This is a genomic window from Williamwhitmania sp. (assembly GCA_035529935.1).
Taxonomy (GTDB): domain Bacteria; phylum Bacteroidota; class Bacteroidia; order Bacteroidales; family Williamwhitmaniaceae; genus Williamwhitmania.
The window spans coordinates 1-10,538 of sequence record DATKVT010000208.1; the positions used below are offsets into that span (position 1 = coordinate 1).

The following is a 10,538-nucleotide window of genomic DNA, read 5'->3' on the forward strand; positions in this document are numbered from 1 at the left end:
CCTTACGGTTACAAGGCTTGTGTTGAATAGCCTTCGGAGCTCCTTTTTCTCACCGTGCTTGGTAATTATTATGCCCATTGTGCTGATTTTTAAAATTTACCTTACCTTTATTGCCAGTTTCTATACAAAAACATAATGCAATAATAGAGAAATATATCTCAACTACAAAATAAATGGAGAAGAATATCTCACCCATTAAGCAGAGGATATTACTATATGCTGATTCTAAGCAATATAGTAAACGCAAATTATACCTAGATACAGGTATTGCTAATGGAGTATTTGATAAAACTTCTGGGCTAACAGAAGATAATATAGAGAGATTTATCTCCACCTACATAGACGTTAATCCAGAATGGCTGATAACCGGTAATGGAAATATGCTGAAGACCTCTATAACCAAATTCAATCACAAAAGTGATGATGGAAAAACAACCGATAGGGTTCCTTTATATAATATAGAAGCGGTGGCTGGAATAGTAGCCATTTTTGAGGATTTGCATAAGCAGGAGCCTATTGATTACATTGAAATACCTAACCTACCTGCCTGCGATGGGGCCGTATATGTCACGGGCGACTCCATGTATCCGCTGCTCAAGAGTGGTGATATTGTAGCCTATAAAGTGCTTAACGACAAAGCCAACCTATTTTGGGGAGAGATGTATCTACTGTCCATCCTACTTGAAGGAGACCAGTTTATAACCGTAAAGTATGTGCAGAAGAGCACGCAGGAAGGATGGATTAAGCTGGTAAGCCAAAATTCCCACCACCAGGAAAAGGAGATCCCATTCGATGCCATCAAGTTTGCCGCACTCGTTAAGGCCAGCATCCGAATCAACAGCATGGGGTAACACACCAGCACACGTTTTATTAATTGCCTTTACATCCTAATTCTATTACCACGCTGAATGTGTGTGCGTTCGTGTGTGGCGTTGTAAGTTAACGGCGTGTATTATGGGGGGTCGAATAGTGCAAATACTGCACTTTTTGCCACTTTTTAGAGCCGTATGGGGGTGTGAATGCATGTTGTAAATACCCTGAGTTGTCACTCCCATGGTCATTCCTAATGTCACTGCTGATTAAAATTGCCATCTTACCCTAAGTTACCCCATCTCAAAAAGGTCATAAAAAAAGCCCTCTAATAGAGGGCCGTTTTGTGGCATAAGTAACGCTTTGTAATACCAGTAAAGTAGGTAATAAGCCATGTTTTTACCGTTGCATTAAAGCATACTGTAGGTAACCATTATATCTACGTTTAAAAATTCAACCGCACTTAAACCAAAATCAATCAAGTTGCACAATTTGTTTTGGACAAAACTAGTGTTTAAATCCGCTGTCCCCTTTTATAATCAACACTCACATGCCAATCATGCACAATTCACTTCGTGCACAATTGGTTCTGGTGCCCCTACATGCCTATTTGTGAAATCTAAAATAGTATTACCTTCGATAAGGTTAAACAAAAATCAAAAACCTAAATAGGATGAAAAAACTTTTTGCCATCACGCTGGGATTGTTATTTGCGGTTTCGCTTTTTGCCCAGCCAAGTGCGAAAATTAACCTTGCACTAAATCTCGAGGTTGGAAAAACATACACCCTCAACCAGAAATCGACCCAAGACATTTCGCAGTTAATTATGGGAACAGAGCAGAATATTAAAACTGAAATTTCCGGGGTAAATACCTTTTTGGTAAAGGCTATGAGCGATTCTGGCTATACTGTGGAGTTGAGGTTTAAAAAAATGTTGTTCAAGATGACCTCAGCCATGATTAACATGGAGTTTAACTCGGAAAAACCCGTTGGCGAGGATGACATGTTTGGTCAGGTTATGCTCAGCTTTGTTAAGAATCCCTACACCATGGTTCTTTCCAAAACTGGCGAGGTTTTAGCTGTAAATGGGGTTGACGAGGCCATCGACAAAACTGTAAATGACCTTGACGTTCCCGATATGAGTAAGATGCAGATTAAGGCGAGCGTTAAAAATTCATTCGGTTCTGAAACGCTAAAGAGCAGCTTTGAAATTATTATGCGCTGTTATCCTGAGCAACCTGTGGCCGTTGGGGATACTTGGGAAAATACCGTTGACCTAAAAATGTTGGGGCGAACAATAAAGAATAACAGCTGGACGCTTAAAGCAATTGATGACGGTGAGGCAACCGTTCTGGGAAATGCAAAAATGGAGGCGGCAACATCCGATAAGCCTATCGTAATAAACGGGATGAATGCCCGTGCTAATTTAACTGGCACAGAGCAATCCACCTTTAAGCTAGATGTGAATACGGGCTGGATTACCACGGCAACTTCAACCTCCACCTACGAGGGCACCTTGGTAATTGAAAAGAATGCGCAGCTGCCCAACGACCTTGAAATTCCAATGAAGTTTACAACCATAAATAATTTCACGGCTACGGAGTAGTATCCAATGCCAAGAGTGTGATATGTAGAAAGGGGGCTTTTGCCCCCTTTCGTTATTTCGTCGTTTCTGTGGTAAATGCTGGTTGAACTCCGTGGCTATTCGAATTAAACCTTGAAGAGGATTAGTCTAGAGGCGCACGACCGTGCGTCTCTACACAATATTTGTTTGTCGATATTCTTTAACTTCTCTGACTTCCCTTTCGTGATTGCGGTGCTCGTTATGTGTGGTTCATTGAATAACGGGCGAGTGCGCACCGTCGCGCTTGGTGGGGGTTGACCCATGGCTAAAGCCATGGACTATCTCCTTTCTAGGGTTGTTCATTGGACGAAAAATATTTCGCCCCTACGGTTGGTGGAATTCTTTAACTTCTCTGACTTCTTCTAACTTCCTTTATCTTCTTCTTTAAATACTCATCAATGGCTTTGGCTGCGGTTCGACCTGCGCCCATGGCAAGAATAACCGTGGCTGCACCGGTAACCGCGTCGCCACCGGCAAAAACACCTTCACGCGTGGTTTGTCCACTCTCGTCGGCGATGAGGCACTGCCACTTATTGGAGTCTAGACCAGGCGTGGTGGCTGAAATTAGCGGATTTGGTGAGGTGCCTAACGACATTATTACCTCGTCAATCGCCATGTCGAACTCCGATCCTGCGATTTCGATTGGGCTCCTTCTACCGGAGGCATCGGGTTTTCCAAGCTCCATTTTTAGGCAGCGAATGCCTCTAACCCAACCGTTATCATCGCCTAAAATTTCAACGGGATTGGTGAGCATATGAAAATGCAAGCCCTCCTCCTTAGCATGGTGAACCTCCTCAACTCTGGCGGGTAGCTCTTTCTCCGAACGGCGGTAGATGATGGATACATCGGCACCCAAGCGGATAGCTGTTCGGGCAGCGTCCATGGCAACGTTTCCTCCGCCAACCACGGCTACTCGTTTGCCTACGTAAATAGGCGTATCGTAGGTGGGGTCGAAGGCTTTCATCAGGTTGTTACGGGTAAGAAACTCGTTGGCCGAAACAACGCCGTTGAGATTTTCTCCAGGAATGTGCATGAACTTGGGTAGTCCGGCACCGGAGCCAACAAACACGGCATCGAAACCTTCCTGCTCAAATATTTCGTCGATGGTAATGGTGCGACCAACCACCACGTCGGTTTCAATCTCAACGCCCAGCTTGCGAACGTTGTTTATTTCGTGCTCAACCACCCTCTCCTTGGGCAGACGAAATTCGGGAATACCATACTCCAGAACTCCTCCAGCCTGATGTAGGGCTTCAAATATTTTTACGTAGTAGCCCATTTTGGCCAAGTCGGTGGCACATGATAAACCGGCAGGACCGCTACCAATAATGGCAACTCTTTTTCCATTCGAAGGGGCAACCTCGGAAAAGGATACGTTGTTTTCGCGGCTCCAGTCGGCCACAAAGCGTTCCAACTTCCCAATGGATACCGGTTCGCCTTTAACACCCAGAATGCAGGAGCCTTCGCACTGGCTCTCCTGTGGGCAAACCCTACCGCAAACGGCGGGAAGGCTGCTGTCTTCTGCAATGGTTCCAACTGCGAGGGCAAAGTCTCCCTCCTTCACATGCTTGATAAAATCGGGAATCTTAACTGAAACTGGACAGGCATCTACACAGCGTGGTTTTTTGCACTGTATGCAGCGTGTGGCCTCCAGCATGGCTTCCTCGGCATTGTAACCGAAGCAAACCTCTTCGAAGTTGGTTTTCCTAATATTTGGGTCCTGTTCCCTAACCGGAACGCGGGGGATTTTATTGCTCATGACGATCTAAATTGCATTTGTGATCCTTTTCCTCCATCTCTTTCAACTTCTTTCCCTCGATGGTGCGATACATGTTTTGGCGTCGCATGGCCTCATCAAAGTCAACCTCGTGGGCATCGAATTCGGGACCATCAACGCAGGTGAACTTTGTTTTGCCGCCCACCGAAACCCGGCACGCACCGCACATTCCCGTTCCATCCACCATAAGGGTGTTTAAGCTGGCAATGGTTCTAATGCCGAGCTCGCGGGTAAGTGCCGACAGGAACTTCATCATTATCATTGGTCCAATGGTAATGGCGAGATCATACTTTTTGCCTCTGTTGTTCACCAAATCCTTCAGCAGGTCGGTAACTAGTCCGTGAAAACCCACGCTGCCGTCATCGGTGGCAACAAATACTTCCCCGGCCACCTTGGCCATTTCATCCTGAAGAATTAGAAAATCTTTGCTCTTTGCTCCAATAATTACATCGGCCTTAATGCCTCTGCTTGCCAAATATTTTACCTGTGGATATACAGGTGCTGTTCCTACACCACCAGCTACAAAAAGAATTCTCTTCTGCGTCAGCTGTTCATCTGTTTCATGTACGAGTTCGGAGGGCATTCCAAGTGGTCCAACAAAATCGAGCAAGAACTCACCCTCTTCCTTTGCACAAATCAGTCGCGTAGAGGCACCAACGGTTTGGGTAACAATGGTAACCGTTCCAGCATCGGCGTCATAATCGGCAATGGTTAGCGGAATGCGTTCGCCCTTATCGTGAACCCTTACAATGATAAATTGTCCGGGTTGAGCAGCCTTTGCAACTCTTGGAGCCTCAATGTCCATTAGATAGATGTGGGGAGCAAGAGCTGTTTTCTTTACAACTTTATACATGATGATATCCGAGGTTTAATTGGCAATCGTTTGCGCAAAGATAGAACTTTAGGTCAATGGTTATCTTACTATCTACCTTCCCTTTTTTTGTCATATTAGTGTGATACTCTTCACAAAACAAGCAGTCTAGCCGCACTCTGCAATATTTTCCTGCAATTTCACGGCCCTAAAATAGGGCAAACACTGATACAACATTATGACATAAATCACCGAAAATTTTCAAAATATTCTTGATACTTTACTTTCCACCACCTACATTTGTCTAAAATCACTTTAGGAGTATGGTAAATAGCGTTGCATACCAGTCACTCTACCACAATTTCGGAAAAGGTCTCTACGAGTGCTGGATCTGCTAGCATTCCCATTTCTTGGTTACTTACGCTAACTGAATATTTCTCTTTTTTATCTCTAGTAGTTTCTCATACCTAATCCATTTGCTATATGCGTGGACTAATTTTCGATATACGGAGGTATTCCGTTCACGATGGTCCCGGAATTCGCACAACAGTATTCTTTAAGGGATGCCCGTTGAGGTGCCGCTGGTGCCATAACCCGGAGAGTCGAAGGGAGGTACCGGAGGAGGTTGACCGGGTATATCGGTTGGAAGATCGTGAAATTCGCACCAAGGAGACTTTGGGTCGGTATATGTCACCAGAGGATGTGGTTGCCGAAGTGCTCAAGGATAGAGCATTCTATGAGGAATCCTCGGGTGGTGCTACCATCTCGGGTGGTGAGCCTCTGCAGCAAACTGCCTTCTTGGTGGAGCTGCTCAAGCTGCTCAAGGAGCAGAATATTCATACTACCATCGATACCTGTGGCTTCGCACCAAACGTTGCATTTCAGCAGGTTGCACCGTTCACCGACCTTTTTTTGTTCGATGTTAAGCACATGGAGACATTGGAGCATCAGTTGCTTACGGGCGTTAGAAACGATATGGTGCTGCACAATCTCCGGTATCTAGTTAAGGAGCACAAACAGGTTATTGTTCGGTTTCCCTTAATCCCAGGGCTAAACAATGGTGAGCAGAACCTCAAAGCCATGGAAGAACTGTTTGCTGAGTTGCCATCTTTGAGAGAATTGCACATTCTTCCATACCACTCCATTGCCAAGGGGAAATATCAAAGGTTGGGAATTGAAAATCACATGGATGGTGTTGCCGAGCCCACTTCCGATGCGGTGGCTAGGGTGGTAAGTAGGTTTACGAGCATTGGATTAATTGTTAAAGTTGGAGGTTGAGATAATGATTAGTAGTAGAATACATAAGCAGCGTGAGATGAGCCTTAAGGCCATCAATCGCATCTCTGCAGAAAGAGCAAAGCTGATTACCGAGTTTTATTCCCAGCCTGCTACGGCGCTGCTCTCCGTTCCCATGCAGCGAGCAGGCTCCCTGGTGCACATTCTTACCAATAAAGCAATCTGCATCAACCCATACGAGCTGATTGTGGGTGAGCGTGGGCCAGCGCCCAAGGCTACGCCAACTTACCCGGAGGTGTGCCTTCACTCCATCGACGATTTGGAGATACTCAACACGAGGCCAAAGGTCTCCTACAAGGTTGATGAGGAGGTTCGCGAGGTTTACCGCAGCTCCATCATTCCTTTTTGGAGCGGGAGAACCATTCGCGATAGGGTATTCGAAATGGTTACGGAGGAGTGGAAGGAGGCATACCTTGCAGGAATTTTCACCGAGTTTCAGGAGCAGCGGGCACCCGGCCATACCGTAACCGGACCAAAACTTTACCGGAAGGGTATGCTCGATCTTAAGTACGACATTGCTCAGAGCATGGCCAGCATTAATCCGCTTATCGATAGCCATGCGTTTGAGCGTATGGAGGAGCTCAAGGCCATGAGCCTTGCCGCCGATGCCATTGTGGTGTTTGCCAGTCGTCACGCGGTGGCGCTTGAGCAGCTGGCAAATGAGGAAACGGATAGTGCCCGAAAGGCAGAGCTGCTGGAGATGGCCCGTATTTGCCGTAAGGTGCCGGCCCATGCTCCGGAAACGTTTCACGAGATGCTGCAGCACTACTGGTTCATTCATGTGGGAATTATTACCGAACTCAACCCTTGGGATTCCTTTAACCCGGGACGTCTCGACCAGCATTTATACCCCGTTTACCAAAAGGGAATTGCAGAAGGAACGCTTACGAAGGAGGGGGCGGAGGAGCTGCTGCAATCCTTTTGGGTGAAGTTCAACAACCATCCTGCTCCACCAAAAACTGGGATTACGGCACGGGAGAGCAACACCTACACCGATTTTGCCCTTATCAACCTAGGTGGGGTGAAACCCGATGGTTCCGATGCGGTGAATGAGCTCAGCTACCTGATGCTCGACGTTATTGAGGAGATGCGCATTCTGCAACCCAGCTCCATGGTGCAGCTTAGCAAGAAGAACCCTGACAGCTTTATCCATAGGGCCATAAAAATTACCAAAACGGGCTTTGGTCAGCCATCCATTTTCAATACCGACGCCATTATTCAAGAGCTGGTAAGGCAGGGTAAATCGCTGGAGGATGCCCGTAATGGAGGGGCCAGCGGATGTGTGGAGTCTGGTGCTTTTGGTACCGAGGCCTACTGGCTTACCGGCTACTTCAACCTGCCGAAAGTGCTGGAGATTACGCTGCACAACGGAGTCGACCCCCAAACGGGTAAACGGCTTGGCCCACAAACCGGAGACCCTCGCAGCTTTGGCTCTTTTGAGGAGGTGATGGCGGCATTCCAAATTCAGCTCAAACACTTTATCGACATCAAGATAAAGGGAAACTGTGCCATTGAACAGGTGTTTGGCAGCATGCTTCCGGCACCATTCCTCAGCCTCTTTATCGACGATTGCATTGCCAACGGCAAGGACTATAATGCCGGAGGTGCCCGCTATAACAGCAGCTACATTCAGGGCGTGGGGTTGGGCTCCATTACAGATAGCCTTACCTCAATTCGGCACAACGTGTTCGACCAAAAGCTGGTGACAATGGAGCAGCTGTTGTCGGTTTTGGAAGCAGACTTTAACGAGGCAGATGAGCTGCGCGCAAAGCTTGTTTACGAAACGCCCAAGTTTGGCAACGACGACGACTATGCCGACCAGCATGCGGTGGAGGTGTTTAACATGCTATGGACCATGATTGACGGTCGCCCTACGGCCCGTGGTGGCCAGTTTAGGCTCGACATGTTACCCACAACCTGCCACGTTTACTTTGGCAGCGTGATTGGGGCAATGCCCGATGGACGGCTTGCCACCAAGCCTCTTTCGGAGGGTATATCCCCGGTTCAAGGGGCAGATAGGAAAGGTCCAACAGCAGTAATTAAGTCGGTGTCGAAGATTGACCATATAAAAACGGGCGGAACGCTACTTAACCAGAAGTTTGCACCGGAATTTTTCGATGGACCTGAATCCATTGCAAAAGTTGGTCAGCTGGTGCGCACCTACTTTAAGCTCGATGGTCACCACATTCAGTTTAACGTGGTGTCGGCGGCCACCCTGCGCGATGCCCAGCGGCATCCCGAAAACCATGCCGACCTTATTGTGCGCGTTGCAGGTTACTCCGACTACTTCAACGACCTTACGCCAGAGCTGCAGGAGGAGATTATTGGACGAACCGAGCATCAGCGCTTCTAATCCTGTTCATTAATAGATTCTCAGCCGCCTTTGGAGTAATCCGGGCGGCTGACCTTTTGTTGGTAAAGCCTATTGTGCTTTCTTTGTTAAAAATTTGCAGCGATGGAGATAACCTTTGTGCTTGTAGAACCAGCAAGGGAGGAGAACGTGGGTGCCGCCGCTCGGGCCATAAAAACGATGGGCTTTAGCCGCTTAACTCTGGTTAACCCTTGCGATTACCTTGGTGAGCGCGCATTGGCTACGGCTCATGCTTCAAACGAGATTCTCCAGCAGGCCAAAGTGTTTTCGTCGCTACAGGAGGCCTTGGAGGGTTTTGATTTAGTTATCGCCTCTTCGGCCAAGCATCGCAACGTGAACGAGGATTACCACCTGGTGGGCGACCTGCCCGCCATTCTTTCAGCCAAGGTGGACAGTGTAGAATCCGTAGCGGTGGTTTTTGGCCGTGAGGTTTCGGGACTCACCAACGACGAGCTGGCCCTGTGTCACATTTTAACCACCATCCCCATGCGGAGCAAATACCCGTCGCTGAATCTTGGGCAGGCGGTAATGGTTTATGCCTACGAACTGTCGAAGGTGAACTTTAGCTATGCTCGAAAGAAGAGGGGGGCAGTGGCTGATTCGGAGCTAGTCGTGGCTCGTGAACGGCTGTCAACAATATTGGAAGATGTTGGCATTAAACCGAATACCAAGGTGTTTTGCAAAATACTAGAGCGCTTTTCGCTCCTCAATGCGGACGACCTAAATCTGTTCCATCGCTTTAGCCAAAAGTATTTTTCGAAGAAGAAGTGGTGAGGTGTGTTAGCCTATTTTCTCCTTTAACTCAATTATTGGATGCAACTTTTCAATGGAGATGTAGCGGCACCTATAGCCGCTCTCTCCACCCGGCTTGCTTCCAAAATCTTTGAGCGGTGCGCTGTCCACCTCCTGCGTGGTGGCGTAGCCGCATAGAATGGCTTTCGTTCCCGGCGGAATGGAGGTTGAGTTGGGGCTCTCCACATTCACGATGATTTGCACGTAGAAGGCTGGCTTGCGCTTGATGGCGTAGTCTTCCCTGACCAAAAGATGTAGCTTCTCCGAAAAGGGGTAGGCGGAGGTTTTTATCTCAATGTTAGGGAAATCTGGAGCACCCTTGTTGAGGCCAATGCGGTGCCTTCTCCAATCGCCAAAGAAGAACTGGGCAAACGACATTTCACCCAAGTGACCAGCGAGCGTGTCGATGGCCGATGCGCGAGTGCGGTTTACCTGCGTGGTCGGAATAAGCCGTTCTGCCTCGGCAACCATTTCGGCGGTGATGGTAATGGAGGGGTGCACCATGGCGGTGGGTTTATGTGCCAGAACAAGTTACGGATTTTATAGGAGTTTAGCCATTTAGGAGTTTAGGTTATTAGGGTCGATTTTTACAGCGATGGTGAGGATGTAAAATGACCTCCTACAACATCCGAATAGTATCATTTTTTACCATTCAGCTATTGCGGTGCATGGCCGTTTCAGTTCATTGAACATAGGAGGTGCGTGCACCGCTCGCGCAAGGAATGTTTTTTTTCTACAAACATTTCATCCCTCCGGGATGATAATTTTGAATGACCTGCATAGCAGTTTGTAAGGGCGTAACGGCTAGATTTATATCCGAATAATCTTGCGTCTCTACACTCTGGCTTTTTATCGATATTCTTTAACTTCTTTAACTTCTCTAACTTCTTCTAACTTCTTCTAACTCCCTTTCAGCTATTGCGGTGCATGGCCGTTTCAGTTCATTGAACATTGGATGTGCGTGCACCGCTAGTTCTTGGGATGGGTTCCTGTTCCATGGGCTTGCGCCCATGGCTATTCGTATTCAACCTCTCCGAGGTTTGGTTTTAGGATGAAA

At 47.5% G+C, this 10,538-nt stretch carries 8 protein-coding genes; 5 read left to right on the top strand and 3 right to left on the bottom strand.

Annotated elements, in window-relative coordinates; genetic code table 11:
- Positions 1–173 precede the first annotated feature (173 nt).
- Together VMW01_15850 and VMW01_15855 are read left to right on the top strand one after the other, a co-directional pair.
- The gene (locus tag VMW01_15850) at positions 174–851 is read left to right on the top strand and encodes a S24 family peptidase (GenBank protein HUW07723.1); all 678 of its coding nucleotides are present in this window, start codon (positions 174–176) and stop codon (positions 849–851) included.
- Positions 852–1,483: 632 nt separating this feature from the next.
- Positions 1,484–2,416 carry a DUF6263 family protein gene (locus VMW01_15855; GenBank protein ID HUW07724.1) on the top strand — a complete coding sequence of 311 codons (933 nt, stop codon included), beginning with the start codon at positions 1,484–1,486 and terminating at the stop codon, positions 2,414–2,416.
- 361 nt (positions 2,417–2,777) lie between these two features.
- Here the strand turns inward: VMW01_15855 and gltA are convergent, their stop codons facing one another.
- The gene (gene gltA / locus VMW01_15860; GenBank protein ID HUW07725.1) at positions 2,778–4,193 is read right to left on the bottom strand and encodes an NADPH-dependent glutamate synthase; all 1,416 of its coding nucleotides are present in this window, start codon (positions 4,191–4,193) and stop codon (positions 2,778–2,780) included.
- Entirely contained in the window at positions 4,183–5,064 is an 882-nt protein-coding gene (locus VMW01_15865) for a sulfide/dihydroorotate dehydrogenase-like FAD/NAD-binding protein (GenBank protein HUW07726.1), read from the bottom strand. The genes gltA and VMW01_15865 overlap by 11 nt, the downstream gene beginning before the upstream one ends.
- Positions 5,065–5,505: 441 nt before the next feature.
- Between VMW01_15865 and VMW01_15870 the strand changes: the two genes are divergently transcribed.
- The 3 genes from VMW01_15870 to VMW01_15880 all read left to right on the top strand — a co-directional run bounded on the left by VMW01_15870 (position 5,506) and on the right by VMW01_15880 (position 9,463).
- Positions 5,506–6,300 (top strand): glycyl-radical enzyme activating protein, encoded by a 795-nt coding sequence (locus tag VMW01_15870; protein HUW07727.1) that lies wholly within the window; start codon positions 5,506–5,508, stop codon positions 6,298–6,300.
- A 4-nt stretch (positions 6,301–6,304) separates the two neighbouring features.
- Positions 6,305–8,671, top strand: a complete 2,367-nt coding sequence (gene hypD / locus VMW01_15875; GenBank protein ID HUW07728.1) for a trans-4-hydroxy-L-proline dehydratase — start codon at positions 6,305–6,307, stop codon at positions 8,669–8,671.
- Between the two features lie 102 nt (positions 8,672–8,773).
- Positions 8,774–9,463: a tRNA/rRNA methyltransferase gene (locus VMW01_15880; GenBank protein HUW07729.1), complete on the top strand. Its 690-nt coding sequence runs from the start codon at positions 8,774–8,776 to the stop codon at positions 9,461–9,463.
- 6 nt (positions 9,464–9,469) lie between these two features.
- Here the strand turns inward: VMW01_15880 and VMW01_15885 are convergent, their stop codons facing one another.
- Positions 9,470–9,985 (bottom strand): hypothetical protein, encoded by a 516-nt coding sequence (locus tag VMW01_15885; GenBank protein HUW07730.1) that lies wholly within the window; start codon positions 9,983–9,985, stop codon positions 9,470–9,472.
- Positions 9,986–10,538: the final 553 nt, after the last annotated feature.

Bases quoted from the DNA above. Each gene is read 5' to 3' on its own strand.
- VMW01_15850 (HUW07723.1), top strand. From the start codon at position 174: ATGGAGAAGAATATCTCACCCATTAAGCAGAGGATATTACTATATGCT.
- VMW01_15855 (HUW07724.1), top strand. From the start codon at position 1,484: ATGAAAAAACTTTTTGCCATCACGCTGGGATTGTTATTTGCGGTTTCG.
- gltA (HUW07725.1), bottom strand. From the start codon at position 4,193: ATGAGCAATAAAATCCCCCGCGTTCCGGTTAGGGAACAGGACCCAAAT.
- VMW01_15865 (HUW07726.1), bottom strand. From the start codon at position 5,064: ATGTATAAAGTTGTAAAGAAAACAGCTCTTGCTCCCCACATCTATCTA.
- VMW01_15870 (HUW07727.1), top strand. From the start codon at position 5,506: ATGCGTGGACTAATTTTCGATATACGGAGGTATTCCGTTCACGATGGT.
- hypD (HUW07728.1), top strand. From the start codon at position 6,305: ATGATTAGTAGTAGAATACATAAGCAGCGTGAGATGAGCCTTAAGGCC.
- VMW01_15880 (HUW07729.1), top strand. From the start codon at position 8,774: ATGGAGATAACCTTTGTGCTTGTAGAACCAGCAAGGGAGGAGAACGTG.
- VMW01_15885 (HUW07730.1), bottom strand. From the start codon at position 9,985: ATGGTGCACCCCTCCATTACCATCACCGCCGAAATGGTTGCCGAGGCA.